Origin of the sequence: Shewanella sp. 1CM18E, assembly GCF_023161665.1 — a bacterium.
Classification (GTDB): domain Bacteria; phylum Pseudomonadota; class Gammaproteobacteria; order Enterobacterales; family Shewanellaceae; genus Shewanella.
Window position 1 is genome coordinate 22,671 of the sequence record NZ_JALNTW010000003.1, and the last position, 26,918, is coordinate 49,588.

Here is a 26,918-nt window from a genome sequence, read left to right on the forward strand (position 1 = left end):
GATGTGAAGAGGCCTTTTTATTAGCAGGTCACTCTATCGTGATGGAACTAGCCTTGATAGATGCAATATGCATTGCAGATCTAGAGTCAGCAGAGATAAGACAAAAATTGGTGATTTATCTGCTTTGTAAGGCTTTGAATTTATATCGATATCTCAATATGGTTCGTTATATGCACTATTTACGCTTATTAAGTGCGGCATAAAGCACAGCGTTGTAGAGGGCGTAACTATGAACTTTGAACAAGCCAGTTACTGTGACAAAACGATTAAGGATTTCCTAGCAGGCATTTGCCGTTTGCGTGGCGCGCGGGCTAATGCTAAGCAGTATAAATTGGGGCGCAGTCATGAGTTCCCTTGGTATTGGATCGCGCTACTAGGTTTATTACTAGTTATCAATTGTTTGTTTGCAGCGTCAGCCGAGGCTCAACTAAATAAGTTAACAGCGACTGCCGTAAGCTCTAAACAGAGCTTTGAACAAAGCGCAGAACAAACGCCAGAATTAGTCATCGTCGACCGCTCTGCAGAATATGCAGACACGCTACTGGCCGATTTTAGTGGCGAGTTACACTTACTTATTTTAGAAGAAGATCAAGAGCCTTTTGAGCAAATAAATCAAGTGCTGGCAACCGAGCCGCTGTATTCCCGAGTCACTATTATTGCCAAGGCGTCAAGCTCAGCTATCTATTTAGGCGGCCGCTGGATTGACCAAGATTACCTGCTTGAGCATCAACATAGCCTTGCTAGATTTGCCCAGCAGTTTGCGCGTAATAGTCAGCTTTCTTTGTATACCACTAACTTAACTAAGACCCATGCTGGCGGCGATTTTATCGGGTTATTGCAAAACCTTACTCAACTACAAGTCGATATTATTTACGTGCAAGGTGAGTATTATGAGCCGCTATGGGTACAGCGAGCGCAGTATGATTTTTAACGGTTAACTTTTGATACGTTTTGTATCATGTTTTCAGCAGATACTGCTTTGTAGAAATTCAAAAACTGCTTAATATCAGCGCAGTATGTCCCAATGTTGTAATGGGATCCATTAGGGGATTGTTCGATGACGTCTACTAGCAGTGCAGCCAATAGTACTAATATGAGTGCCGGGGCCAATATCACCCCAAAAACTGCAGATTTAGCCACTCAGCAAAGTGCGACTAGCACCAGCTCTACTTCTGCAGTTGCCACTGATGCTGCCAGTAAACCACTACCCAATACTGGTGATAGCACAACGGTTACCCTATCTAACACAGCTAAAGACAAGCTAGCAGCCGAGCAAGGCGCAGCTAAAACGTCAGCAGCAGCTCCTGCTTTAGCCGAGAATGCGCAAGACACTGACAAAACTGCTGAGCCAGCAAAAGCCGAAAAGGCCGCAGATGAAGACGGCGGTGATATTGAATCGTTTGTGTTTGGCGCGTTAGGGCTCGACCATCCAGAAGAGATTGATGAGAACGGTGACCCATCGTATTCGGCAGGCCAATATGTGAAAGCCGCTGCCACGGTTGGCGGCATGATTGCGATGTTTATTTAGACGCTGTCTAAAAACTGAGTTTTACCAGATTACTTCTGACTTCTAAGTTAGACTTCGACAACTTCGATGTGAAATTGGTGTTTTCTGTGAGTTTTGTAGCAAGCTTACCCTGATTCAACTTTGCCGTGAGCTATGCCTGTCCTATCTTTTAGTCATCTTTTAGTCCTATCTTTTCATACAGGGGCTAGCGCGCCGTATCTTTAGCCGGCACAACCAATCTGTGTTACGGTTGTATCATTATGACAATATAACTGGAATCTCCGATGGCGAATGAGCAGATAGATAAGGCATGGTTCCAAGTCGCGTTGGATATCACTTCAGCACTTTCAGCCCAAGATAGGTTTGAACGCTTATTAGCGACCGTTAGACATACACTTAATTGTGATGCCTCTGCATTGCTGATGTTTCGCCAGCAACAGTTTATTCCATTGGCGATTAATGGCTTAAGCGAAGATGTATTAGGTCGGCGCTTTGCACTTGAGCAACACCCAAGGCTCGAGGTGATAGCTAGAGCCGGTGATATTGTGCGCTTTCCTTCAGACAGCGATCTGCCCGATCCCTATGATGGTTTGATCCCCAATCACGATGAGCTAAAAGTGCACTCCTGCATAGGTTTGCCATTGATGTTTGATGACCGTTTGATTGGTGCAGTGACTATCGATGCCTTTGATCCTTTGCAATTTAATCGATTCAGTAATGAAGAATTGCGTATTGTTAGCGCATTAGCGGCCAGTAGCTTAAATATGGCGTTATTAATGGAGCAACTTGAGCGTGCCGCTGGGGTACAGGCCAGTGGTGTGAATTACAGTAGTAAGTTACAGCCGCACACAGAAATGATAGGCCAGTCCCCGTCAATGCTTGAGTTAAAGGCGCAAGTCAAAATGGTGGCTAATACCGATCTATCGGTACTTATCATGGGGGAAACTGGCGTAGGTAAAGAGTTAGTCGCCCAAAGCCTACACAGTTTATCCAGTAGGGCACTGCAACCCTTGGTGTACCTAAACTGCGCTGCGTTGCCAGAATCTGTGGCTGAAAGTGAGTTATTTGGCCATATTAAGGGCGCCTTTACTGGTGCAATTAGCAATCGTAAGGGGAAATTTGAACTGGCGGATAACGGTACCTTATTCCTCGACGAGATAGGCGAGCTATCACTGCCATTGCAGGCAAAACTATTACGAGCCCTGCAGTACGGTGATATTCAACGGGTTGGTGATGATCGAAATATCAAGGTGAATGTCCGTATTGTCGCTGCAACTAATCGAGTGATGCATGAAGAGGTCAAAAACGGCCATTTCCGCGCAGACCTGTATCACAGACTAAGCGTGTTTCCTTTGTTTGTGCCAGCACTCCGAGAGCGGGGGCAGGATATCGTATTACTGGCCGGATTCTTTGCCGAGCGCTGCGCTCATAAGTTGGGTGTCAATAGCATCAACTTGGCTGCAGCAAGTCTAGCGAGTATTCGACATGCCGCCTGGCCCGGTAATGTGCGGGAGCTTGAGCACGCTATTAACCGCGCCGCAGTTATCGCCCGGGCAAATTCAAATGCTGAGCAACTCACCTTGTTGCCAAGTCACTTTTCCCAGCAGCCAACGTTGGAACCATCAAGCGTTGCAGAACACACTGCAGTAATGGATCAGATTGACTTAACACAAGGGCTGAAATCAGCACTAGATCAGTTTCAAACAGAGCTGATTGAGCAAACTCTCAAAGACAATAATGGTAATCTTAGTGCGGCGGCAAGGCAGTTGCAGATAAACTCTGGCAATCTGCACCGCCTAATGAAGCGACTAAATTTAAAATAGCCCTTTCCGTCCACCGACTAGTGTCATAAAGATATACCTTTATCTTTATGACACTGTTAGGTAGTTGTCATTATGATAAACCCTCTTAACAGGGCAACAAACTAAAGCTTAAATAACAATGAGTTGTTGCCACCTAAAAAAGTGGCACGACTTCTGCCATAGAAGGTCAGTATTTTTATTAATTTTCTATGTGTAGGGTCGAAAATGAGTATTCATGTAAAGTCGAATGTTAAGTGGGTTGGTATTAAAGATTGGGAGACTGAATTCTTCCATGGTACAGAGTACAAAATGGGGCGTGGCACCAGCTATAACAGCTACCTGATCCGCGAACAAAAAACAGTGCTTATCGATACTGTAGATCATCAGTTTAGCGAGCAGTTTTTAGCACAACTTGAGCAAGAAATTGATCTTAATGAGATCGACTATATTGTGACTCAGCATGCCGAGCATGATCATGCTGGTGCTCTATCGGCATTAATGGCTAAAATCCCCAATACGCCAATCTATTGTACAGAAGCCGGCGTAAACAGCATTGTTGGTCATCACCACAATCCAAACTGGAATTTCCACACCATTAAAACCGGTGACAGCCTAGATATCGGGAATGGTAAATCACTGGTTTTTGTCGAGATGAAAATGCTGCATTGGCCAGACTCGATGGCTACCTACTTAACCGTAGATAACATCCTGTTTTCAAACGACGCCTTCGGTCAGCACTATTGTGACGAGCATCTATTTAATGATGAAATGAACCAAACCGAGTTATTCGAGGAGTGTCAACGTTACTTTTCTAACATCCTGACGCCATTTTCGCCTTTAGTAAAAGCCAAAATTGAAGAGGTGCTCTCACTAGGTGTACCTATCGATATGATAGCCACCTCTCATGGCTGTATTTGGCGCAGCAATGCCACCCAAATTGTGGAAAAATACTACGAGTGGTCGCAAGCCTATAGGGAAGAGCGCATCACTTTGGTTTACGACAGTATGAGCGGTAACACCCGCATGATGGCGGATGCCATTGCCCGCGGTATTCAAGCCGAAAGCCCTGGCACCAGCATCAAAATCTATAATATTTCACGCCAAGATAAGAACGTGATTTTAGCCAATATCTTCCGCTCTAAAGGCGTACTGATTGGTAGCTCAACCATGAACAACGTTATGATGCCAAAAGTAGCTGGTTTACTGGAGGAAATACACGGTTTACGCTTTGCAGGTAAAGCTGCCGCGGCATTTGGTTCTTCTGGTTGGACAGGTGGTGCGGTAAAACGCATTGACGCCCGCTTAAAAGAAGCTGGATTCGATGTTGCCGAGGCGATGCACATTCATTGGAAACCAGATAGCGATGCACTTGCCCAGTGTGTGGAATATGGCCGTAACCTTGCAAAAGCATGGAGCAGCATGTCGGTATCTTCCCAGCCAGAAGCGACATTTGTTGCCAAGGTTGCCGATGAGACTACTGCTATTAGCACCACTGAGATTAGTGCTGCTGAAGAAGCTAGCGTTGAAGACTGCATGGCCGCAGAAGTACCTGCCCAAGCCTTATCGACTCAAGAGCTTGCCCCTATTGGCGCAGATGAGCACGGACCTGATTGTACCTGCATGATCTGCTCTGTTTGTCACTGGATTTATGACCCCAAAATAGGCGAGCCAAACCAAGGTGTTGAACCAAACACCCCGTGGGCTCAAGTGCCAGAAAACTTTCTTTGCCCTGAATGTCATCTTGGCAAAGATGTCTTCATTGAATACAAGGGGTAAGTCATGTACAGCGATATCTTGGTTATTGGTAGCGGCTTTGCCGCTTATCAATTGATTAAATCACTACGTCGCATGGGCAATACGGCGAGTATTTCCGTGTTATGTGCCGATGATGGTCACGACTACAATAAGCCAGACTTAAGCCACGCGTTCTCCAAGCAACAAGATGCCGAAGCTTTAATAACGCTAACGGCTAAAGCATTTGCCGAGGAACATCAAATAGACTTGTTTACCAACCACCAAGTGACAGCTATTGACGCACATGCTAAAACCCTTGAGGCCAATGGGCAGCGCTTTCGTTATGGCAATTTGGTTTTGGCTACTGGAGCGAGCACCTTTATGCCGCAGATTTCCGGTGATGGCACGGATGAACTGATAACCCTCAACAGCTTAGCCGAGTACTTGCAGTACAGTAATCGTATTGCCGCAGCCAGCAAGGTTACCCTTGTTGGTGGTGGCTTGATCGGCGTTGAATTAGCGCTAGATATGGCCAAAGCAGGTAAAGTGGTCACTCTGATAGAGCCAAGCGCGCGCTTAATGCAAAACTTGCTACCTGATTATATTGAAATGAAATTACGGCAAACCTTGCAACAGCATGGTATTACGGTTATTTGCGGACAATTTGTTAGCGCAGTGGATCATAAGGGCGCTGAACAACAAATAGTGTTAAACAATGGCCAGCAACTTACTAGCCATGCCACCGTATTGGCCACAGGGCTAAGGGCAAACATGAGTTTGGCACAGCAAGCTGGATTAACTACTAACAAAGGTATAGTCGTCGACCGCTTTATGCGAAGCTCTGCTAAGCATATTTATGCTATTGGCGATTGTGCCGAATTTAATGGCGAAGTACGCGCCTATCTGCAACCTATCGTCATCAGTGCCATGGCCTTAGCTAAAACGCTGTCTAATCAGCCAACGGAAGTTAATTTACCGCAGATGATGGTGAAGGTAAAAACACCTGAATATCCAATTCAGCTTGCAGGTAAAACCAACGATGCTGATGTGCATCATTGGCACTATCAGGTAGACAAAGACGGTATCAAGGCCAAGGCATTTGATAATAATGATGCTTTGATTGGTTTTGTGGTCAGCGGTAGTCAAGTCACCCAGGCATTCCCATTGTTTAGAGAGTTATAATTGGGAAATGTGGGGTCAGCGTAAGCTATTCAGTACTCCTTAATCTTGAGCCATTAATCAATCGCGAATAAAATCGCATTGACACTCATCGTTAGTGGCATGTTTTTGGTCCGAATGTTCTATACCTTGGATATCAAGGCCTACAATACTCGAGATTAAAACCAAGATGTATTACAGCAAGACTAACTAGAGTCGCTTTAGTCTAATACCCACTTATCTAAAGTCGCTGTAAATAAGGATTTAAAATGGACTTATCAAGACACTCTCTACTCACACAGCTGCGCTACAGTTACTTTGCTGTGCCTGTGATTTATATCCTTGGGGTGCTTTGGCTCCCTGCGGCGACACTATGGATAGGCTGGCTTGGTTGGGTTGGGGTTAACTGGTACCGCCTCCAATCGCCGGTTTTAAAGCAAGGGTATTGGGTTCTCTTGCAATCGTTAGGCTTACATCTAGCGCTGAATTTGGCGGCTGTTTCCTCGGCTTGGGGAGCCAGCATATTTAATCGTGGCGGGCTGTTTTCCGGAGGTGGAGGTGATGATTTTATCAATCTGCTTATCTTGGGTTTTCTTGCAATCGCACTATTGATTACTGCCATGATATGGCCATTGATAAAGCTTGTGAAAGGCTATCAAGTCTTGATGAATAGCCATAAGAATTGCACTGAGGACGGCAGCGTCGATAGCAGTGCAAAAAGTAGTGCGGATGCTGAGGGTAACAGTAGTGAGACGGTTTAAGCTGTCGCAGGTTTCAATATTAATCTGGTTTATGTTTATCATGTTCTCCACTGCTGTTGGAGTGGCAACCTATGCAGTGCATCAGTCTCATGCTGCTTTTAATTGGCCTACAGCTAAAGGGATGGTGGTAAATTGCTGGCTCATTGAGCGCTACCATGAAAGAAGCAGCGCTGAATCTCATTATGAAGTTGCTATCGAGTATTTTTATGCTGTTGACGGCAAAATCTACCACAAGAGCAATAAGACCGATATTACAGGTGCTATCCCAGGTTACTCTTTAGAGGAGGCCGAAGCCTTGGTGGCTGAGTTTCCTCGTGATAAAAAGATCTTAGTCCACTATAAACCTAGTAATCCCGACACTGCTGTTATCAAACCAACAATGCACCTGTTTTTGATTGTGGCTTTGGTGGTGTTTTCTTTGATATTAATCCCCGTCCTTTATCTGATGTATCTGCAGATGACCTCAAACCGTGACAGTTTTATTGTTCGCAATGTGTAGCTGATTTTATTCGAACTGTCACGCTGATGGGGGCGGTATGGATGATGAGGTCGCCTTTAGAAAACTGTGCTCTCTTTCGTGCATTCATATGTGTCAAATGTAAGGGAGCTTTGCTTAACCCTCATCTGAGTAAATTTGATTTCTCAAAGCGTGATTTTCGGCGCATTTGAATACACCAATTTACGCTAACAAGAGCGTATACTGGCATCAATAATCTATGGTTCGCTAGTGGATAATGCTAGCGAATTAGCAGATTAACCTATTAATAATAAAAGGAATATGTTGTTAAATATGGCGTTTGTAATTAAAGATACCAAATTGAATGTAGCTGAAATCGATATTTTCCATGATGAAGCTGGTTATCGTGCATTTCCAACGGCTGAGTCTGTGACTTTTGACCGTGAAAAATTAATCCCTATCGGACTGCTATCATTCAATATGTTTGATGCAAGCATTGACGATAAAGTACTCATCGCACTCCCTAATCTGCAAGGCATTCCCGATGGCGATTATGGCCCAATCACCTATTCGTATATTGATGAGCAACAAGGCTGGTGCTTAGATGACGAGTACGCCAATGATGACACGCTTGAAGAGCAAGACGAATACTTAGACAACTACCAGCAAGCGCAGGATGAATTTACTGCCAATCAGTGTTTGATGCGTCGTGACAAAAAGCTGCCATTAATTACTTTGGGCGGCCAACCTAGATTTGGCCAGAACTGGGCTTCATGTTTATATAATGAACTGGCAAAGAACCCAGAGTTAGATCATTACTATGAAGTGACCTGCAGCCTTAATCATCCTGAATTTGAACATATGAGCACTCGCGATATCGTTTATGTGGATGAGAAAGACAATAAAGAATATACCTTCATAGGCAGCTTTAAAGATGAAGCTTACTTGGTTAGAGATAGTGAGTACTTGGGTTTTGCCGGTGAGTTTATGGTGTTTTACCAGCCAGAGTTAAAGAAAGTCATGCTTGTTGCTGAGTACGATTAACTTCAATTTGTCATGCTGCCATTAAGTTAAGTTGAGCAAGTGAGAACAGAGTAAAACTATCCTGATCTCACTAGCTATTCTTATTGGCAAAGTCACCTTATTAATAACCTGCTATTCAGCTTGCCTATCATCAGTCTTACTGAAAATCCTATAAAGAAAAATTCACATCTAAATTTTCATTATCCTGCTTTAGCATGTTTATCTACACATTTAGATAACTTCCATTTGAAATCGCAATATTAAATAGCAATTTGAAATGAAATTCTTCCTTAATGCGCAACTGTTGCTGTTATTATGTTGTTACCTATTTTATTTGTGGTGCTGGCTAAGTTGTCTTTTTTTTCAAAGGCTTTTCATTGCTGCTACTCGCGTTTACGAGATTTATTTTGTATAAGTAATCACTTTGATATTATAAATTTACTTTTTTAACAAATGTTGGGGGTTTGGTGATTTCACTGAAGATTATTAGTGCTAAATCACTATGTGTTTATCCCTATTTTGACGTTGTATATTGGTTTGAGTTTATAAGAGGTCATTTTAATAATGAGTGGATCACTTGGGACAAACTCTTGGGCATATTACTTTCTATCAGCTTTATTTTTTTCTAGTTATGTCTCGGCAAACGCGAATTTTGGCGGGCCTGATGCTGTAGAGAACACCATCAAAGACAACAAAAGAGAGAAACAAAGTTGGCGTGAAAATCTGGCATCAGATCATAAGCTAACTTTTGGTCTGGATTATCAAGCGTTAGGCTTATCAGCTTCTGATCCTACCGAAGGTGGTGAAGATAAAGCTGCTGCAGGGGTTGTACGCTTTTACGGCTCATGGGGACTAACCGGTACAGAAAGCGCTAATACAGGTAGTTTGGTGTGGAAAGTTGAACACAGACATGCATATACCGAACTGTCGCCTAAAGAATTTTCGTTTATCGGTGATGGACTGGGTTATGCCGGGATGATTGGACCTGCATACAGTGATCAAGGCGCTCGTCTAACGAATTTATACTGGAAGCAAAAAGTTAGCAGTGGCCAAGGCACCCTAATGGTGGGCTACCTTGATACAACAGATTATGTTGATGTCTATGCGCTGGCCAGTCCTTGGAATGGCTTTACGAATCTTGCATTTAGCACTGGTGGAGGAGCCATAGGTTTACCAGATGATGGCATCCTTGGGGTTGCATTTGGTCATATGCTAAATGAAAACTTCTATGCTGTAGCAGGGATAGCGGACGGAAAAGGCAAGTCTGACGATCCTCTCGAAGGCTTTGACAACCTGTTTAACGATAGCAAGCTATTCACAACACTTGAGTTGGGCTGGACTGCATCAAAGGAAGAGATTTATACCGATAATTTTCATGTTACGGCCTGGCACCTTGATGGCGGAACACAGCATAACCTTACCAATACTGATGGCGGCAAAGGGATAAATTTTTCATTTAGCTATTTTGCAAACCCACAAATCATGCCATTTGTTCGAGGGGGGATCTCACAGGGAGATGTCGCTTTGTATGATAAGTCATTAACAGTTGGCTTGGGGTATTTTGGTTTAGCTGGAGAGAATAACAACTTAGGGTTTGCAGTTAATTGGAGCAATGTGAATGACAACCTTGAGCATGCCTATGGCGTCGGTGAGTCAACTCAATTAACTACTGAGCTTTATTATAACGTGCAACTTAACGACATCATCCAGATCACCCCGGATCTTCAGTATATCAAAGACCCCGCATTTTCATCTGAGTCTAGCTCATGGGTTATCGGGCTAAGAGCAAGATTTTACATATAGTTATTTAATAATTTTCAAACGCTTAAACTTATTTTTAGGAAGATTTGGGTGGTGTGGTTTCAGCTAGGTCACTTGTTAAGCAATACCGATTAAATGGAAGTAAATTCAACATTCAGAGGTGAGTATGATTAAGACTTTTTCACGGACAGCAGTTGCGATTTCGTTATCCATGAGTATGGCAATGGCAACAGCTTACGCTAGCGTAGAAAGTAAAACTTGGCCAGCTTCAGATAAGGCTGACGCTTTTGTGCAAGATACTATCGTAATTGGCATGCTCGCTAGTCCATACGGCGCAGGTTGGACGGACGACCAACAACTTCTTGATTACTTCCAAGCGGCACGAGATAGCGGTATTACCGGCCACGAATATACCATTACGGCTGCAGACCATAACTTTGATGACTTTATTTTTCATCACCATAAGCATCGGGCGGCTATGGCAAAAGAGCCTGACAACTTTATCGTTGCTTATTCAAACCAAGATATTGAGAAAGCGCACGTAGAAGGCAAAACAGCGGTACTTTGGAATAGCCAAACAGCGACTATTTTAGAGGAAGATGTTACCCGTATGGCGCTCCTGAAAGATATGGGCCTAAAGAGTATGATTTTGGCTTATAACGACATATTTCGAACCGGGTCAGGTCAGCTAGCAGCATATAATGGGCGTGATATCGGCTTAACCCCGTGGGGCGAATCCGTTATTGATGAAATGGTTAAATATCAGGTGCTGTTAGATTTAAGTCATACGGGCTCAAAAACTGCCAATGATGCGATGACTTATATGGAGAAGAATCATCCAGGTATCCCATTCATTTATTCGCATTCAGTACCCGCTGGGCTATATAAAAACGAGCAAAACGCAACAGTAAAAGGCTGCTATCGTGCGATACCAGATGATGAAGCGATCCGCGCGGCGAAGTCCGGTGGCTATATCTCTCCAACCTTTACCGAATGGATGATGGATGGTGTTTGGCCTGAAGATATTTCGCCGAAACAAGCTGCTGATATGATTGATTACTATGTCAAATTAGTTGGTGTTGATCATGTGGGGATCGCGACTGACGACATGTTTTCAACAGCTGGTGTTGTCGACTTTGCTAAGAAGAATGCTGAAATGTATAACGATGGTGGTTATATGATTGAAGCATTTAATAAAGGCGCCACAGGTAACGGCGAGTTATCGAAAATTCTAGCCGCTATAACCGATGACCTTTGGGGGCGAGGCTACAGCAATGAAGATTTAGCTAAGATCTTCGGTGGCAACAAAATGCGTGTTTATGCGCAAGTTTCAGAAGGCGTAAACCCTCAAGATTTCCAAAAGCAATATGCTGAAAAGCTAAAAGCGTTAACCAAGTTACGAAATGAGCGAATAGAAAAGTAATCTTTTCTGTTGAGGCGCTAAATCAGCGCCTCATCTCTTTTGCTACAAGTCACCAAGCGCTTCGAGCAACTCTTCATCAGTCAGCTCTCTTGGAGGCTTTTTCTTACCAAAGTGCTTTATTGGTCGACCAATAAGCGGGTTGCCAATAAAGGCGTCATAGCCGATGTAGGTGATGTTTTTGCTCATTAACACCTGAGTGATGGCGTTATTAGCAAAGGCTTCCTCACCAATCTCGGTCAATGAGCTTGGCAGATTTAACTTGTTAATGGCGTTGTTGGCGAAGGCATAGTCGTCAATGATCGACACCGACTTACCGAGAGTGAGCTGCTCAATAGCGTTATCACGAAATGCGCCTTCGACAATTTCAACCACTGAATCTGGAATATCCACTTGGGTGAGGGCGTTTTCAGCAAAGGCTGAGTAACCAATGCGAGTAACCGCGCTTGGGATGGCAATTTTTGTTAAGGCGTTACGCTGAAAGGCACCTTCGCCGATATAAGTGATAGTGTCAGGAAGCACCACGCTGATAAGCTGATTTTTTGGCGTGGCATCTTCGTCAATGTCTTCCACTTCTGAAAAGGCGTAATCAGAGATCTCTGTAACCGCAATGCCCGCAAAATTGTCGGGGATAATAATTTGCTGATACTTGCCCTTATAGGCATCAATGCTGCCTTGCTCTTTATCGAAAGATACATCTTTTAATGTGAGTATATGCGGCTGGCTCACGATCAATTCTCTCTTTGTTTGTGCGTTAGGCTCTGTGGCTTTTGGTTGAGCTGAGCTTTCTGTAACAGAAAGCCCGAGCAACATGGCGACTGCTGCGCCAATTAACAACCTAGGTAAGCGGGTGGCATTGGCGTAAATATTAGTCTTCCATCCAATCTAGATTTGGCATGGCATCTAAATGCTGGTTGTAGCGCTTTTCGTTAAATGAGGCGTTATTTAGCATCACGTCACTGACTTCAATGGCTAAGGCGCAAGCCATCCATTGAATCGCTTCTTCACGTGGCGTACCAGTCATCACTAAGCGCATTAAGGTTTCTTTTACCTTTTTCGGCTCACCATCGGCGATTTGGTTTTCGACTGTTTCAATCAGGGTTTCTTCAGTCATGTAGCTGTCTTGCTGGTTATCCATTTTTACGACTCTGTAATGTAATTGCCGCTATTATGCCGCATGCTTATTGCAAGCAATAGATTTGTCGTTGAATTAATCACGCTTCAGGGCTTAAAACTCAAAATTGTTTATCACTTTGCTGTTTTTGCTTGGTGCTTTAACCAATCAACAAACAGCTTAGCTTTAGGGTTAAGCTCTTTATCGTGTGAAGCCACGTAATAGGTTTGCTCACAGGCAACCTGCTGGCCGGCAAAAGGCGCAATCAGTTCACCACGCTTGATGCGTTTACTAACCAGTTGGCCTCGTCCCATGGCGATGCCGGCATGGTTCATGGCAGCGATAACAGCTAAGTCTGAACGGTCAAAACCAATAGAGCGACAGTCATCAATGCTGAGGTTGTGCTTATCGGCCCAATACTTCCATTCATCACAGTCTGAATCGTATTCCCAAGCTTGATTGTCGTGCAACAAGGTGCAGTGACTCAGATGTTCAGGCTTGCCGATAAGATCGTGCTCGGCGGCATACTCAGGGCTGCATACCGGCATGATGGTTTCATCCATTAAGTGCTGGCAAAACAGTTTGCTGCGCGGATGATTGTCGTAGTAAATCGCTAAGTCGATATGAAAGCTGTTGAAGTTAACGTTTTCATTACCGGTTAAAATATTGATTGAAATCGCCGGATACTGGCGGCTGAAATCGGCAATTTTAGGCACCAGCCAGCACTGGGCGATAGAGGGGCGAGAGTAGACCGTCAGCTTACCGGATACCTCTTGGTTTTTAATCTCAAACACTTCCTGATTCAAGCTTTTTAAGCTGTCTTGCAATTTTGCAAACAGACGCTTGCCGTCTTCTGTTAGCTCAATTCGGCGATGAAAACGAGCAAACAGCTTAAAGCCTAACTCGTTTTCTAGCGCGGTAATTCTGTGGCTCACGGCCGAGGGGCTAACACATAGTTCTTCGGCGGCGAGTGAGAAGGATTGATGGCGAGCCACCACTTCAAAAGTATGCAGTTTTGCTAGCTGATAACTACTGAGTAAACGGTTTCTGCTGAACACATCTTGTTGGGAGTACATGACTAACTTCTCAAATTTTGATGCGAGCATTTTACCTCAAGGTGCTGTTTAGTGCCGATTACATCAACGCAGTTGAAGCTTAGGTCATGTAAAGCCTGCTTTTGTGACGCTTGAACCTGAGTTGCCACAATCTGGCTCAAGCGAACAGCAATTTATATCTTTTGTCAGCGTTTCTCCCTTTGGTTTTAATAGCGCCACTTTTCGATTTGTTTCAATTTTTCAACTAATAGAGAAATACAATGGAATCACAACTGTGGATTATCGGTACACTGCTTAGCAGTATCTTGTTGATCGTTATCAGCATCGTTAAGTTCAAGTTGCATCCTTTCCTTGCCCTGTTGTTAGCCAGCTTCTTTGTGGGCGGCATGATGGGCATGGCGCCACTTGAAATGATTAAGGCGATGGAGTCGGGCATTGGCGGTACGCTAGGCTTCTTGGCGATTGTTATTGGTTTAGGCACCATCTTAGGAAAGATGATGGAGATCTCAGGCGCAGCTGAGCGCATTGGTATCACCTTACTCAAATCGCGCTATTTAAGCCCTGACGTCATCATGGTGTTAGTCGGCCTTATTTGCGGTATCACCTTGTTTGTGGAAGTGGGCGTGGTACTGCTTATTCCACTGGCCTTTTCGATTGCCCGTAAAACCAATACATCCTTGCTAAAACTTGCCATTCCGTTATGTACCGCATTGATGGCCGTGCACTGTATCGTGCCGCCGCACCCTGCTGCGTTGTTTGTGACTAACGCGCTAGGCGCTGATGTTGGCTCGGTAATTATTTGGGGTCTACTCATCGGTCTAGTGGCCTCACTCATTGGTGGTCCGCTGTTCCTTAAGCTGTTTGGCGACAAGCTGCCACATTTAAGCGTACCTGCTGAATTTAGCGAAGTGTCGACTCGCCAAGAGAGCGAACTACCATCACTTGCCACCACCTTGTTTACCATTCTTTTGCCAATCATTTTGATGTTGGTGAAAACCGTGGCGGAACTGTACATGGAGCCGGATACTGCGCTTTACACCACCCTTGAATTTATTGGTAACCCAATCACCGCGATGTTTATCGCCGCTTTTGTGGCGTACTACCTGCTAGGTTTGCGCAACAAGATGACCATGGGTACCTTGCTGACTAAAACCGAAGACTGTTTTGCCTCTATCGCCAATATCTTGCTGATTATTGGTGCTGGCGGCGCGTTTAACGGTGTATTAAGTGGCAGCGGCATGGGCGACAGCTTAGCGCAAATTTTGGCAAATCTTGATATGCACCCAGTGCTGCTGGCATGGTTAGTAGCGATTATTCTGCACGCCGCAGTGGGCTCGGCAACGGTGGCTATGATGGGCGCAACTGCAATTGTGTCACCGCTGTTGGTACTGTATCCAGACTTGAATCCAGTCATCGTGACTTTGGCAATCGGCTCTGGCGCTATCGGCTGCACTATCGTGACCGACTCCTTATTCTGGCTGGTTAAGCAATACACCGGCGCCACCATGAAACAAACATTTATGTATTACACCACAGCAACCTTTATTGCCTCGCTGGTGGCTCTGGCGGCGACTTTCGCCCTTTCATATGTTATTTAATCCTAAAAGGGGAACTGAAATGATGAACACTGAACAACTGCTAAACGACTTCCCTTTACTGACTCAGCTTATCAAGCTTGAAGAAGTGAGTTGGTTTGAAACCAAGGCGACCAACTTAGCACAGGCGCTACCTTATGTGGGTTTAGATAGCACAGATGTGGCCGATGCCAGCGCACGTCTGCAGCGTTTTGCACCTTATTTGGCACTAGCCTTCCCTGAGACTGCAGCCTCTAACGGCATTATCGAGTCTGAAGTGGTTGTCATTCCGCAAATGCAGCAAGCGCTAGAAGCCAAGTACGGCCAAGCGATTGCTGGTAAGTTGATGCTGAAAAAAGACAGCCATCTACCAATCTCTGGTTCTATCAAGGCGCGCGGTGGTATTTATGAAGTACTTACTCATGCTGAGAAGCTGGCGATTGCTGCGGGTAAATTGAAAGAGTCTGACGACTACCAAATGTTGTTTACCGATGAGATGCGTAACTTCTTTAGTGGTTACAGTATCGCGGTAGGTTCAACCGGTAACTTAGGCATGTCTATCGGCATTATGAGCGCCAAACTTGGCTTTAAAGTGAGTGTGCATATGTCGGCTGATGCGCGTCAATGGAAGAAGGATAAGCTGCGTAGCCACGGCGTGTCGGTACATGAATATGAGCAAGATTATGGTGTCGCGGTTGAGCAAGGCCGTAAGGCGGCAGAGTCTGATGCTAACTGTTTCTTTATTGATGATGAAAACTCGCGCACGCTATTTTTAGGCTACTCGGTGGCTGGTGAGCGCTTAAAGGCGCAGTTTGACGCGGCAGAGATTAAGGTCGATAGCGAGCACCCGCTGTTTGTGTATCTACCTTGTGGTGTGGGCGGTGGCCCAGGTGGGGTGGCGTTCGGTCTTAAGCTTGCTTTTGGTGATAACGTGCATTGCTTCTTTGCTGAGCCAACGCATTCTCCTTGTATGTTACTGGGCGTGCACACAGGTCTGCATGACGAAATTGCGGTACAAGACTTAGGCATTGATAACGTCACTGCTGCTGATGGTTTAGCGGTAGGCCGTGCCTCAGGTTTTGTCGGCCGCGCCATGGAGCGTATGCTTGACGGTTACTACACGCTAAGCGATCAGCATATGTATGACCTACTTGGCTTATTAGCTAAGAGTGAAGCCATCGAGCTTGAGCCATCTGCCCTTGCGGGTATGCCGGGCGCACTTCGCGTCAGCGCAGATCTACAATACCAAGCCAGAGTGGGGCTAACACCTGAGATGATGAGCAATGCAACACACGTGGTGTGGGCGACTGGGGGCGGCATGGTGCCAGCGAAAGAGATGGCTAAATACTTAGCGCAATCGGCGAGCTAATTAGGCTCACTCGTTCAAGACAAAACAGCAGAGCTTGCTAGGCCGATTTATTCGTTCTAGGCTCTGCTTTTTTATTTGGTCATTTGGGTTTTAGTCATCAGCAGATACACCGACTAACGTCCACTCTGGTAGCTTTTGCTTGATATCGCTTTCAATCTTGGCTCTGTCGCCGCGGATCACAATATACGGAGTGTTTAAAAATACGCTTTGTGCAATGGTTTGTAACTGCTCTGGGGTTAGTGCATCGAGCCGCTGGTTTTGCGCTTGTTGCTGCTCGGTAGAGTTGCCGCGAATAAGCTGTTTAATCCTATCGGCTTCAATGGCGCGATAGCTGGCTTGGCGGAGGATCTTTTGGCTAGTGAGGTAAGTTTTTAATGCGCTTACCTCATCAATTGATGCGCTGGACTCTGTGGTTAATGCGAGATGGTCTAGTACGCCACTGATAAAGGCGCCGCTATGTTCAAGTTTAGTGCTGCCGTAAAATTTGAGTGTGCGTGACAACGGATTATCAAAACAGCGGCCATAAATGCCATAAGTTAAGCCGCGCACCTCGCGTAAGTCATGATATAAACGTCCTGAAAAACTGCGCCCCAGCCAGCTGGCAAGTAGCTTGCAATCTTGAATATCGTCAGCTGTTTGTTGTTGGTTTTGCTGATTAACAGTTAAAGGGTAACCAATACGGACTTGAGTTTGTACGCTGCCGGGAGCGTCGATAATAAACAAAGTTTTTTGGCTATTACTGGCAGGCACCTCTAGTTTGAATGTACTTAAAGGTAGGGGGGCAACTTGTTGAGACTTAGCCGTTAATGCGGCCAAATCTTGTGCTAGTTTGGCATTGAACTCACTGTTTTTAGCCAAGCTTTGGTTAGTTATGACCGCCCATTTTGACTGGCTGATAATTTTATCTCGAACTTGATTGAGCTTGGCTAAATCAAGTTCGTCAGCCAGTGATTTGTCATTTAGCGCTTGGTTATAAATATGCTGCTCACCAAGGATTTTTTTCGCCCATACATTATCTATTTCGGCGCCGCTGTAAGCATTAATATGTTTAGCTAATTTAAGCTGACGGCGTACATTGGCAATATCTATTTCATTAAAACTATCAGCTTGCCAAAACTGGATTAACAGTGAACTTGCGAGCTTTGGTGAATCAGGGCAATCAATACTCATGGTTAGGCTGTGTATGCTTGCTCTAATGCGCAAGCTTTCGCTACAGGCCAGGCTTGATTGCTGCGCTATCCAAGTTACTTTCTCCGTAAGCGCCTGTATTAGCACATCTAAATTTTGCAGCGGTTGTTGGCTGTAGGCGACTAATGAGATGTGATTAAGCCCCGATAAGGTGTTATCGAGTGAATACAACTTTAACTCAGAATTAAATGGGTTTTGTGGCAAAGCTTCAATTGATAAAGCCTCATTTGATGAAGTGGTTGTTGAAGTTGATGTTAAAGGGGCAACACTAGGAGCGCCTTGCAGCGAGTTAAAAACCGGTAAGCTTGGCTCTGCAGTCGGAGTAAATTCAATCTGAGTTTGCTGGCAGCCGAGTAAGCTAAAAAGAGTGGCGACTAACAATGCTAGAAACACTGCTTGATAGCATAGAGTTTGTGGCATTCGCTTAGGTTGAACTTGTTGAAACATTAACTTTGTTTGCATCACATTACGCTCTCTTCAAGGCTGTCTGACATGCCTTTAGGCAAGAACTCTAAAATTGATTTGGTGGCGCGGATATACCAAGGTGGCAGCAGATCTAAGCGCACAGTATTGGCGACAAAGTATTTTTGGGTAATTGCTTGTATATCTGTACTGCTTACAGCATTTATTCGCTCCCAAGGCCCGGTTAGCGGCTGTAATTTATCGCGAGTTTGGCTGGCTGATAGATATCGTGACAGCAATGATGGTGAGTCTAAGCGCTTAAGGGCGTTATTGAGCCAGATCTGTTTAAGCTGACAAAGATCTGGCTCTGCTAATGGCTCACTGGCGACCCGATTAATTAGCGCTTCGGCGTTTTCAGTGAGGGTATCAAGTGAGGTGCGAGCGCGGGGCACAAGTACCAAATTAGTGACGCCGTGATGCGTCATGGTCAGAGGAATGGAGTAACTTAATAGTTGCTCTGGATCATTTAAGCTTGTTGCTTGCAGTAAGCTGCTTTTATTTTGAAATAGATAAGCTTCGATTAATGCCAGTCCCGGCGCATCGGCAGAACCACTGCCTGCGGTGTGCCAAGCGAGTAATACAGCAGGCCATGGGCCGCGTTCATCAACAATTTCTCCGTGCACAGGTTTTGGCGTGACTACCAGATCATCAAGTTGAGTGCGCTTGTTGTCTGGTGCTTGCCAGTCACCAAATTGGCTATCAATCCAGGTTTGGGTTTGCTGTGGAATATCACCCACTAAACTAAGCTGCATCGAATCTGGCCGATAATAGCGCTGATGAAAGGCGTTTAAACTCTCAGGTGTGGCAGCTTTTACATCTTCGACACTGCCGATAACCGCGTGGCCGTATGGCGTACCGCTAACCTGTGATAGCAAAAACTCCATTGCTTTACGTACATAGGGTTGGTTATCAATGGTGGTGGCCATTTCTTCGAGTACCGCACCTTGTTGGTTGCTCACAGTGGCTTGAGTCAGCATTGGATAGCGAAACCGGTCGGCCTCTAGCCACAAGCTAAGTTCAAGAGCCTGTGATGGGATAGTCAGATAATAGTTAGTGAAATCAAAGAAGGTACTGGCATTAAATTGGCCGCTCAATGCGCTAATGGTTTGAGTGTAGCTGTCACCGGGAGCATGTTGGCTGCCTTTAAATAGCATATGCTCGAACAGATGCGCGTAGCCTGTTTGGCCTTTAACTTCGTTACGCGAGCCGACATCAAACTGACTAGCGATTGATACCGCTTGAGTGTTTTCAAGCGCTAAAGTGCGCACTTGCAGGCCGTTATCTAACAGGCGATATTGAATTTGCTGCTCCGCATCATAGAGCGGCTGGGCAAGGGCGCTGAGGTCGCAGCTTTGCGGGGCTAATCTGTCTTGAGCGCTGACAGGAAAAGCGAGCACAGATATAGTGCTCAATACAGCCAGCGTTTTGAATACCGCAGTGCAGATATAAAGGCGAGGTTTGGTGATCTTGCTAACTATTGAACGCATTAATTCCTTTTAACCCTGTTTAAACCGCCGATTAATATCTTCAGCAACAGCTTAATTTATATCAGGTAAAGTTAGCGTATTCCATTCTAAATGGCACAAGGCTGTGTTGCGTTCGGTCAAGTCTAATCACTCAGGCGACAGTCATTTGGCTAAAGCCTTATCTACACTTGGTTCGACAAGTACTATTCTGTTGCCTCTGAGTAGTTTTACAGACTGAATAATTCTCAGCCCATTTGGGTAATGAAGGTTTGCTCGTCATCCACAAACGCCACAAAGCCGCCGTGATAGATAAATACCCGACCACGCCCTTCAACTACACAGGCAAGCTGTGGGTACAAGTCTTCTTCGTTATTCTGACTTTGATAAACGCCAGTATCTGTGATTACGCCGTCGAGTGCAGGCAAATATCCATAAGTACGTTTGGCTTGATCAATCAGGCTCAATTCACTAGTTCTAGAGAAGCAGGAGGGGATTGCACCTGCATCCTCGATAAACATAGTTTTCAATTCTTCAAAAGCGGTAATCACCAGCCAGTCGATACCGTTAATATGATGAATATGCATTGCGTTTCTCGGTAATTCTGATGCGAAGATTGTATCACTAACACGAGCAGAGCCTAGTAGTTTCGTTGCTATCAACCGCCTGCAGCGGGGGAGGAACTAGCCTTGGAATGAAGGTAGGTTTCATTTTTTGTATCGTTGCTATGGGGTAGCCCGTTTGAACTTGTAGCTCCATAGTTATTAATCGCCTGTAGCGGTTGCTGGACAGGATGTCCGAATGTCATGGTCACATGGTCAATGATGTTCCCTACATCATAATGACATTTCCCATATCGCTTTGGGTCAGATGTGAAGGAGAGACCGCATGTGCAGACACTGTTGAAGCTCGCCGCTAGTACATCTGACCTCCATGGACGGAGGGAATGCCAAATTCAGTATGGAGCTGAATTGGCCTTGTAGGCTCAACGAAAACAAACAACATCCCTATTTAAACACCAGTTCGACATCCTGTCTCTCGTTCGATAGCTTGATAACCTCGTTATCTCTCACCCTGTTTTCGACGGCTTCAGCCGTATCTGCACTAGGTTAACCAAGCATGATTCTGGTGATTCGAGTCATGGTTATTTAAGACTCGATAATTAACTGTTTCAAATTTGCTTCGACATTTTTATGCAAATCACTTTACATAAATTAGCTAGGTTGCTAATTTATCTAAATCAATAAAGTAAAGGGATTTATCCGAGACGTAGGATAATAAGTCATTAGGTATAAAAGGTTTACTTAATAACTCGGTTTACAATAAAGACGAGAAGGAGCTCGAAATGAAAAAAATAATCTTATCGATTTTTTTAATAGGTGTCTGTACAAATTTAAGCGCAAAGGAATTAACAAACGGAGTTACGAAATACAGTGAAAGCTCTATAAAAGAGCTAAAACTAGATTCAATGAGTGAACTGCTTATAAATTATTTCAATGAACATGAATTAACACCTCAAGCAATTAACAAAATTACATATTTGGCTGATGGTCAATTAACGAAAAAATCTTCGGAAGAAAAAAATAGTTTAAAGTCGGCCGAGTCTGTTGAATTACTACTCAACAATAAAACGCTAATTGTCAATGTAATCAGCCGTAAAAACCCCGAAAAAGATAAATAAAAAAAGATAAATACTGCTTGGCTTTTGTCACTGTGTTTCCAAATTATAGCCAAGCATTGTTTTCCTATTATTGTAGGCGTTAGTATTACAGGGAGGTTCAGTGAGGTTTGTTCAATCTCGTTTTCAAGATTACTTTTCAAGATGCTATGAAGCTATATGTTTTCTTGGTTGGTATTTGCTAGTTTTCATCACTTTAAAATTATTATTTTCATATGATGTTGGGTTTACTCAAAATGTAGTTTTTTCTGTCCTATTTATTATAGGTACGTTGGTTTACTTTAAATTTAAACACAAAAGTGGCTCTCAATATTTAGAATTTATCAATGGCAAAGTAATATATAGGTTTCAAGATGTAGTTGCTGAAATTGAACCTAATGACTACCAAGGTTATAAAATTACAAAGCTTCTACCATATAAAGTTGTAATTTATAACAAAGTGTATGGTAAAACTAAATTTAGTTATTACGCTTTTTCATTAGAGCAAAGGCGAAAAATATTTAAGTTATTAGATGAAATGAAAGATAAAAGATAAAAGATAAAAGATAAAAGATAAAAGATAAAGGGGTCGGAGCGAATTAGCTCGTCAATCGTAACGCTAAATGCCAAAGGTTATGCTTTTTTAATTCGGTGTAGATACGGCTGAGGCCTTTGATGGCATGGATGCCATCGCAGAGCTTACAGGGACGTACTTGTAGCGTGTCTCAGAAGTGTCTGCACATGCGCTGGCCGCAGGCCATTGGAACCACTTTTGTTTTTAGTCATAACCGCAAAGCTGGATGAACTCGTAGGTTGGCAGAAAACACCCATTCCCCATCGGAGTTGCCGAAGATATTGAAGAACTCTTGTAAATATTAGCCGCGTGAGCGAGTCATGGATGACGAGGTAGCCTTAGGTGAGCCATGGTCTTTCTTGTGCATCCTGCACTTCAAGACATTCAGGCTTCCTGCCTATCAGAGGCGAATATGAGGCGATAGCGATTTTCGAAAATGACTGAGGATCTACAACTTCGTCGGGGCGGCAGGGGTGATCCAAGAGGGGATTGCTGTTGATCCCCTCTTGGCCGAGTGTGAGCTGGAAGCTCACGACCCTAGTCAGGCGCAGCCTGATATGTGGCAAAGCCACGACTTCAACTGTTAGACGAAGTCTAACTGTCAAAACCAAGCAGTATGGGTTAATGCAAACCTAAACTACTTATACAACGAAGCATCACCTTTATTCGGTCGAGTCTTAAAGCGCCTGTGCAACCACATATACTGTGACTTATTGCGGCTAATAATCTCTTCGATGATCTTATTACCGCGCTTAGCATCTTCAATCTCGTTTTCGCCGGGGAAGTTATCTAATGCTGGTTGGATCTCAATATTGTAGCCGGTGTCATCATTATTACGTTCAACAAAGAAAGGTAACACTTTGGCTTTGCCTAGCTTGGCGAGGGTGGTTGCACCGGTAATGGTGGCGGCTTCAGGGACATTAAAGAAAGGGATGAAAATGGCACTTGAGCGGCCAAAATCTTGGTCGGCGGTGTACCAGATAACATTAGGTTCGCGGAGGCTGCGCACCATTTGGCGTAAATCTCGTTTGGGGACTAAGGCCTTGTTTGAACGCAGGCGACCTTTTACCTGTAGATATTCCATTAGTGGATTGTTGTGGGGCCGATAAACCCCAACTCCGGGTTGAAACTGCCCAAAAATTCGAGCGCCCATCTCTAATGGTAAACAGTGCACGGCAAACAAAATAACGCCTTGGCCATTGGCTAATGTTTGCTCCACATGCTCCTTGCCTTTAATGGTCATGTGTTTTTGGATTTTTTCATCCGACCACCACCAAGCGTTTGCGGTGTCGAATACTGCTTTACCTGTTTCTTCAAAGTTTTGCTTGAGTAGCTGCCTTATTTCACTATCAGGCATATCGGGGAAACACAGTTCGAGATTACGTCTGGCGGTTTTCACTCGGCTGCCTACTAGCTTCATTGCCAGTCGGCCGAGTCCTGCGCCCAGTTTCATTTGAATGGCTAGCGGTAGCATTTGCGTCAGCCGCATAAATCCCACGCCTAACCATAATAGCCAGTACTTAGGATGATAAAGGTGAGATGAAAATTGAGCTTTTTCTACCACGTAATTCTCGAATCCATTGAAAAATTACTCATTATTCTAACTCAAATTCGATTAAAATTAGGTACAATCACTATTAAATTTTGTGAAAGATAAGACGTTATGAAGATTTCTCTGCCAGCATTTGAAAAAGCCAAGGTTCTCGTTGTAGGTGACGTGATGTTAGATCGCTACTGGGCGGGGCCGACTGCGCGCATCTCTCCTGAAGCGCCAGTTCCTGTTGTTAAGGTCGAGCAATTAGAAGACCGACCTGGTGGAGCGGCTAACGTTGCAATCAATATTGCCACACTCGGCGGCGCTGCTAGCCTTGCTGGTATTGTTGGTACTGATGAAACTGCTGACGCACTGACTTTGGGTATTCAAACCTTAGGTGTTGAGCCAAATTGGCATAAAGTAGTGGGTAAGCCAACCATCACTAAGTTGCGGGTGATGTCGCGCAATCAGCAGTTACTGCGTTTAGATTTTGAAGAAAGTTACAGCCAAGCTGAAAGTGATGCACTGCTAAATCAAAGCCTAGCTAGCTTAGATAACGTCGATGTGGCGGTATTATCTGACTATGCCAAAGGCGCACTTATTTCACCGCAAAGCTTTATTGAAGCGGCTAACGCTAAAGGCGTAAAAGTTCTGGTCGATCCTAAAGGCAGCGATTTTGCTAAATACCGTGGTGCTTACCTACTTACGCCTAATATGAGCGAGTTTGAGCTAGTCGTGGGTAAGGTTGAGTCTGAGGCTGATTTGGTGGCTAAGGCCCAAGGTCTACTTGAGACGTTTGACTTTAATGCCATGCTAGTGACTCGCTCTGAAAAAGGCATGACCTTGATTACGCGCGATCAGCCTGAACTGCATATCCCAACGGTTGCCCGTGAGGTTTATGATGTCACTGGTGCCGGTGACACGGTTATTTCAGCATTAGCCACAGCGATTGCAGCGGGCAGTGATTTACCACAAGCCTGTGCTATTGCTAATACTGCTGCAGGTATTGTTGTTGGTAAGCTTGGTACTTCAACGGTTACGCGTCTTGAATTAATTGAAGCGTTATCACTTAATCACGGTGAGTCGGGTTTTGGTGTCTTGAGTGAAGATCAACTGGCTTACGCACTTGAGCAAGCAAAATTGCGCGGTGAGCGCGTGGTGATGACTAATGGCTGCTTTGATATTTTGCACGCAGGCCATGTGAGTTATTTACAGCAGGCTCGTGCGCTAGGTGATCGCTTAATTGTCGCGGTTAATACCGATGCCTCGGTTAAGCGTTTAAAAGGCGAAGGTCGTCCGGTTAACTCTGAAGATCGCCGTATGACAGTGCTTGCTGCATTAGCGTCTGTAGACTGGGTGGTACCGTTCAGTGAAGATACTCCGCAGCGAGTAATTGGTCGCTTACTGCCAGACTTATTAGTTAAAGGCGGTGATTACAAAGTGGAAGATATTGCTGGTGGCGAAGAGGTGATTGCTGCTGGTGGCCAGGTTAAAGTGCTTTGCTTTGAAGATGGCATTTCAACTACGGCAATTATTCAAAATATCATGGCTAATCAGTAGTGGTTAGCCGATAGGGCGACTCAGTAAAGGTTAAGCTGAAATGATAAGCTCGCTTACGCTGAGAACCGCTCTAACATTAGCTTTTGTATTAGCTTTTTCACCTGCTCTGACGTTGACTTTTAGCGGGGTAGCCTTAGCTGATGAGTTAACTGAACAGCAAAAAAATCGCGCTCAAGGCGGCACTAATAACGGCTTTATTTGGACTGAAATAGCGTCTAAAAAAGCCTTAGTGTGTGAGCTTAATCAGTTTTCTGAGTGCCTAGCGCAGTTGCCCGACTCTGCTAGGGCTTTATTGCCTCTTCCTGCTTCACATTATACTCAGTTGCTTGGTAATCGCGGCGCCATGGTTCTGCCTTTGCGGCATGCTCAAGTCGCGGGTGTAGTGCTCACCGATTTCAAACAGTTACCTAGCCAGCAAACAATCAACTGGGGCGTAGGGCATTTCTCCTTACCACTTAAGCGCCAAGCAGAGCTTACTTACTGGCATGAGCTTGGTCATCTGTACGCTATTGATGCACTCAGTGAACAAGGTGAAGTCATTAAAAGTCAGTATCAGCATGAATGGTTGGCGGATCTGTATCTTGTGTGGCGAATTGCCGTTGAGACTCAAAGCACTGAACTTGCTTGGCAGCAATATCATCGGCGTAACATTGCAATGATGACTGATAGCGAGTTTATGTCACATTGGTCGGTGCCAGTATTGGCGCAGGTGTTGGCACTTTACTCGGCTGAGCAATTGGCTGCATTTTCAAACTTTAGGCAATTTTATGCCGATGTCTCAGTAAAACTCGAGCTACAAGATCAAGATACGCTCAATGAGTTTTCTAGTTTAATCCAGCGCACTTTTGGTGCGGGAACTGTGCAGCCTTTGCCGGGGTATATGTATTGGCGTAAGCCTAAACTTGGCGAGTATTTAAAGCCGACCTTAATTGCATTAATGGGTCAAAATGCGGCTGAAAAGTGGTTGGCACAGCAGCAAATGGATGGGACAACAAGCTCTGAGTACTATTGATTTAGTATTGAGTTTTTTAAGGTTTAACGTGTGAGCTTATAGTGGGCTGATAAGCTGATTTACTAACAGAGCTTAACAATGAGCATTTGTTTGCTGAATATTTCCTGAACGAACTTTAGATAGTGCTGACATGCTAAGGTTTTTAATCTATGCATTTGTTACAGTCATTATATGGTGATTTTGGTTAAGTGTAGTTATGGCGAAGCGCTCAAAAGTTCAAACTAAACAAACTGTACAGCAGATCCTCGATGAGGCGATGAAACAAATTTTGGATCATGGCTATGATGCGATGTCCTATTCAACCTTATCTGCCGCAACAGGCATTAGCCGCACCGGTATTAGTCATCACTTTCCACGTAAGATTGATTTTCTTACTCGACTTGATAGCAGAATGGCCGAGGTGTTTATCGAGCGTTTAGATTTCTCGTCGGTGCAAGCGCTGCAAACCACTTGGAAACAGTCACTTGAACTTGCTAATTTTAGAGCGATTATCCGCTTATTCTTTTCTTTGTGTGGCTCGCAGCAAATCAATATTAATCGTTATCAGGCGATCTCTTTAGCCAGTGAAACCGCATTTTCTAAAATGGGCGACCAAGGGCGTTTATTAGTGAACGCTTTGGTGGGGCAAAGTGCTTTGGTGCTTTGCGGTGTGGTTGAAGGTGAAGTGCTGGGCTGACCAGTGATTTAAATTAAATGATTCAAGCTGCAAGTTAATAAACTACCAAGCAGGCAG

24 protein-coding genes are annotated in these 26,918 nt (G+C 44.5%); 17 read left to right on the forward strand and 7 right to left on the reverse strand.

The window, feature by feature from the left end; genetic code table 11:
- The first annotated feature begins 229 nt into the window (after positions 1–229).
- From MSG37_RS05680 to MSG37_RS05725, 10 genes are all read left to right on the forward strand, one after another.
- A complete protein-coding gene (locus tag MSG37_RS05680; protein WP_248469615.1) occupies positions 230–931 on the forward strand; it encodes a DUF4347 domain-containing protein in 702 nt (233 codons plus the stop codon).
- Positions 932–1,057: 126 nt separating this feature from the next.
- On the forward strand, positions 1,058–1,528 hold the full coding sequence (locus MSG37_RS05685) for a hypothetical protein (RefSeq protein ID WP_248469616.1): 471 nt from the start codon (positions 1,058–1,060) through the stop codon (positions 1,526–1,528).
- Between the two features lie 263 nt (positions 1,529–1,791).
- Positions 1,792–3,330: a nitric oxide reductase transcriptional regulator NorR gene (norR, locus tag MSG37_RS05690; RefSeq protein WP_248469617.1), complete on the forward strand. Its 1,539-nt coding sequence runs from the start codon at positions 1,792–1,794 to the stop codon at positions 3,328–3,330.
- Between the two features lie 204 nt (positions 3,331–3,534).
- Entirely contained in the window at positions 3,535–5,085 is a 1,551-nt protein-coding gene (gene norV / locus MSG37_RS05695; protein WP_248469618.1) for an anaerobic nitric oxide reductase flavorubredoxin, read from the forward strand.
- 3 nt (positions 5,086–5,088) lie between these two features.
- The gene (gene norW / locus MSG37_RS05700) at positions 5,089–6,225 is read left to right on the forward strand and encodes an NADH:flavorubredoxin reductase NorW (RefSeq protein WP_248469619.1); all 1,137 of its coding nucleotides are present in this window, start codon (positions 5,089–5,091) and stop codon (positions 6,223–6,225) included.
- 245 nt (positions 6,226–6,470) lie between these two features.
- Positions 6,471–6,962, forward strand: coding sequence for a hypothetical protein (locus MSG37_RS05705; RefSeq protein ID WP_248469620.1), 492 nt, complete (start codon positions 6,471–6,473; stop codon positions 6,960–6,962).
- Positions 6,949–7,461: a DUF3592 domain-containing protein gene (locus tag MSG37_RS05710; RefSeq protein ID WP_248469621.1), complete on the forward strand. Its 513-nt coding sequence runs from the start codon at positions 6,949–6,951 to the stop codon at positions 7,459–7,461. The genes MSG37_RS05705 and MSG37_RS05710 overlap by 14 nt, the downstream gene beginning before the upstream one ends.
- 291 nt (positions 7,462–7,752) lie before the next feature.
- Complete coding sequence (locus tag MSG37_RS05715; RefSeq protein WP_248469622.1) at positions 7,753–8,463, forward strand: hypothetical protein; 711 nt, start codon at positions 7,753–7,755, stop codon at positions 8,461–8,463.
- A gap of 543 nt (positions 8,464–9,006) precedes the next feature.
- Complete coding sequence (locus MSG37_RS05720; RefSeq protein ID WP_248469623.1) at positions 9,007–10,245, forward strand: carbohydrate porin; 1,239 nt, start codon at positions 9,007–9,009, stop codon at positions 10,243–10,245.
- A gap of 124 nt (positions 10,246–10,369) precedes the next feature.
- Entirely contained in the window at positions 10,370–11,626 is a 1,257-nt protein-coding gene (locus MSG37_RS05725; RefSeq protein WP_248469624.1) for a membrane dipeptidase, read from the forward strand.
- Positions 11,627–11,668: 42 nt separating this feature from the next.
- Here MSG37_RS05725 and MSG37_RS05730 read toward each other — a convergent pair whose 3' ends face one another.
- The 3 genes from MSG37_RS05730 to dsdC form a co-directional block, all read right to left on the reverse strand.
- Positions 11,669–12,352: a leucine-rich repeat domain-containing protein gene (locus MSG37_RS05730; protein WP_248469625.1), complete on the reverse strand. Its 684-nt coding sequence runs from the start codon at positions 12,350–12,352 to the stop codon at positions 11,669–11,671.
- A gap of 139 nt (positions 12,353–12,491) precedes the next feature.
- The gene (locus MSG37_RS05735) at positions 12,492–12,761 is read right to left on the reverse strand and encodes a hypothetical protein (protein WP_012278625.1); all 270 of its coding nucleotides are present in this window, start codon (positions 12,759–12,761) and stop codon (positions 12,492–12,494) included.
- Positions 12,762–12,871: 110 nt separating this feature from the next.
- On the reverse strand, positions 12,872–13,813 hold the full coding sequence (dsdC, locus tag MSG37_RS05740) for a DNA-binding transcriptional regulator DsdC (protein WP_248469626.1): 942 nt from the start codon (positions 13,811–13,813) through the stop codon (positions 12,872–12,874).
- A 239-nt stretch (positions 13,814–14,052) separates the two neighbouring features.
- Here dsdC and dsdX point away from each other — a divergent pair, with 239 nt between their 5' ends.
- Positions 14,053–15,390 (forward strand): D-serine transporter DsdX, encoded by a 1,338-nt coding sequence (gene dsdX / locus MSG37_RS05745; RefSeq protein ID WP_248469627.1) that lies wholly within the window; start codon positions 14,053–14,055, stop codon positions 15,388–15,390.
- Between the two features lie 19 nt (positions 15,391–15,409).
- On the forward strand, positions 15,410–16,735 hold the full coding sequence (locus tag MSG37_RS05750; protein WP_248469628.1) for a D-serine ammonia-lyase: 1,326 nt from the start codon (positions 15,410–15,412) through the stop codon (positions 16,733–16,735).
- A 90-nt stretch (positions 16,736–16,825) separates the two neighbouring features.
- Here the strand turns inward: MSG37_RS05750 and MSG37_RS05755 are convergent, their stop codons facing one another.
- From MSG37_RS05755 to MSG37_RS05765, 3 genes are all read right to left on the reverse strand, one after another.
- Positions 16,826–18,385 (reverse strand): insulinase family protein, encoded by a 1,560-nt coding sequence (locus MSG37_RS05755; RefSeq protein ID WP_248469629.1) that lies wholly within the window; start codon positions 18,383–18,385, stop codon positions 16,826–16,828.
- Entirely contained in the window at positions 18,385–19,872 is a 1,488-nt protein-coding gene (locus MSG37_RS05760) for a pitrilysin family protein (protein ID WP_248469630.1), read from the reverse strand. Before MSG37_RS05760 ends, MSG37_RS05755 begins: the two co-directional genes overlap by 1 nt.
- Positions 19,873–20,096: 224 nt before the next feature.
- The gene (locus tag MSG37_RS05765; RefSeq protein WP_248469631.1) at positions 20,097–20,435 is read right to left on the reverse strand and encodes a cytosolic protein; all 339 of its coding nucleotides are present in this window, start codon (positions 20,433–20,435) and stop codon (positions 20,097–20,099) included.
- Between the two features lie 758 nt (positions 20,436–21,193).
- Here MSG37_RS05765 and MSG37_RS05770 point away from each other — a divergent pair.
- Together MSG37_RS05770 and MSG37_RS05775 are read left to right on the forward strand one after the other, a co-directional pair.
- Positions 21,194–21,529: a hypothetical protein gene (locus MSG37_RS05770; protein WP_248469632.1), complete on the forward strand. Its 336-nt coding sequence runs from the start codon at positions 21,194–21,196 to the stop codon at positions 21,527–21,529.
- A 100-nt stretch (positions 21,530–21,629) separates the two neighbouring features.
- Positions 21,630–22,061, forward strand: a complete 432-nt coding sequence (locus tag MSG37_RS05775) for a hypothetical protein (RefSeq protein ID WP_248469633.1) — start codon at positions 21,630–21,632, stop codon at positions 22,059–22,061.
- A 655-nt stretch (positions 22,062–22,716) separates the two neighbouring features.
- Here the strand turns inward: MSG37_RS05775 and MSG37_RS05780 are convergent.
- Positions 22,717–23,643 (reverse strand): LpxL/LpxP family Kdo(2)-lipid IV(A) lauroyl/palmitoleoyl acyltransferase, encoded by a 927-nt coding sequence (locus tag MSG37_RS05780; RefSeq protein ID WP_248469634.1) that lies wholly within the window; start codon positions 23,641–23,643, stop codon positions 22,717–22,719.
- Positions 23,644–23,742: 99 nt separating this feature from the next.
- Here MSG37_RS05780 and hldE point away from each other — a divergent pair, with 99 nt between their 5' ends.
- The 3 genes from hldE to MSG37_RS05795 all read left to right on the forward strand — a co-directional run bounded on the left by hldE (position 23,743) and on the right by MSG37_RS05795 (position 26,861).
- A complete protein-coding gene (gene hldE, locus MSG37_RS05785) occupies positions 23,743–25,173 on the forward strand; it encodes a bifunctional D-glycero-beta-D-manno-heptose-7-phosphate kinase/D-glycero-beta-D-manno-heptose 1-phosphate adenylyltransferase HldE (RefSeq protein ID WP_248469635.1) in 1,431 nt (476 codons plus the stop codon).
- Positions 25,174–25,213: 40 nt separating this feature from the next.
- Positions 25,214–26,185 carry a hypothetical protein gene (locus MSG37_RS05790; RefSeq protein WP_248469636.1) on the forward strand — a complete coding sequence of 324 codons (972 nt, stop codon included), beginning with the start codon at positions 25,214–25,216 and terminating at the stop codon, positions 26,183–26,185.
- 196 nt (positions 26,186–26,381) lie between these two features.
- Positions 26,382–26,861, forward strand: coding sequence for a TetR family transcriptional regulator (locus tag MSG37_RS05795; RefSeq protein WP_248469637.1), 480 nt, complete (start codon positions 26,382–26,384; stop codon positions 26,859–26,861).
- Positions 26,862–26,918: the final 57 nt, after the last annotated feature.

Bases quoted from the DNA above. Each gene is read 5' to 3' on its own strand.
- MSG37_RS05680 (WP_248469615.1), top strand. From the start codon at position 230: ATGAACTTTGAACAAGCCAGTTACTGTGACAAAACGATTAAGGATTTC.
- MSG37_RS05685 (WP_248469616.1), top strand. From the start codon at position 1,058: ATGACGTCTACTAGCAGTGCAGCCAATAGTACTAATATGAGTGCCGGG.
- norR (WP_248469617.1), top strand. From the start codon at position 1,792: ATGGCGAATGAGCAGATAGATAAGGCATGGTTCCAAGTCGCGTTGGAT.
- norV (WP_248469618.1), top strand. From the start codon at position 3,535: ATGAGTATTCATGTAAAGTCGAATGTTAAGTGGGTTGGTATTAAAGAT.
- norW (WP_248469619.1), top strand. From the start codon at position 5,089: ATGTACAGCGATATCTTGGTTATTGGTAGCGGCTTTGCCGCTTATCAA.
- MSG37_RS05705 (WP_248469620.1), top strand. From the start codon at position 6,471: ATGGACTTATCAAGACACTCTCTACTCACACAGCTGCGCTACAGTTAC.
- MSG37_RS05715 (WP_248469622.1), top strand. From the start codon at position 7,753: ATGGCGTTTGTAATTAAAGATACCAAATTGAATGTAGCTGAAATCGAT.
- MSG37_RS05720 (WP_248469623.1), top strand. From the start codon at position 9,007: ATGAGTGGATCACTTGGGACAAACTCTTGGGCATATTACTTTCTATCA.
- MSG37_RS05725 (WP_248469624.1), top strand. From the start codon at position 10,370: ATGATTAAGACTTTTTCACGGACAGCAGTTGCGATTTCGTTATCCATG.
- MSG37_RS05735 (WP_012278625.1), bottom strand. From the start codon at position 12,761: ATGGATAACCAGCAAGACAGCTACATGACTGAAGAAACCCTGATTGAA.
- dsdC (WP_248469626.1), bottom strand. From the start codon at position 13,813: ATGTACTCCCAACAAGATGTGTTCAGCAGAAACCGTTTACTCAGTAGT.
- dsdX (WP_248469627.1), top strand. From the start codon at position 14,053: ATGGAATCACAACTGTGGATTATCGGTACACTGCTTAGCAGTATCTTG.
- MSG37_RS05750 (WP_248469628.1), top strand. From the start codon at position 15,410: ATGATGAACACTGAACAACTGCTAAACGACTTCCCTTTACTGACTCAG.
- MSG37_RS05755 (WP_248469629.1), bottom strand. From the start codon at position 18,385: ATGCAAACAAAGTTAATGTTTCAACAAGTTCAACCTAAGCGAATGCCA.
- MSG37_RS05760 (WP_248469630.1), bottom strand. From the start codon at position 19,872: ATGCGTTCAATAGTTAGCAAGATCACCAAACCTCGCCTTTATATCTGC.
- MSG37_RS05765 (WP_248469631.1), bottom strand. From the start codon at position 20,435: ATGCATATTCATCATATTAACGGTATCGACTGGCTGGTGATTACCGCT.
- MSG37_RS05770 (WP_248469632.1), top strand. From the start codon at position 21,194: ATGAAAAAAATAATCTTATCGATTTTTTTAATAGGTGTCTGTACAAAT.
- hldE (WP_248469635.1), top strand. From the start codon at position 23,743: ATGAAGATTTCTCTGCCAGCATTTGAAAAAGCCAAGGTTCTCGTTGTA.
- MSG37_RS05790 (WP_248469636.1), top strand. From the start codon at position 25,214: ATGATAAGCTCGCTTACGCTGAGAACCGCTCTAACATTAGCTTTTGTA.
- MSG37_RS05795 (WP_248469637.1), top strand. From the start codon at position 26,382: ATGGCGAAGCGCTCAAAAGTTCAAACTAAACAAACTGTACAGCAGATC.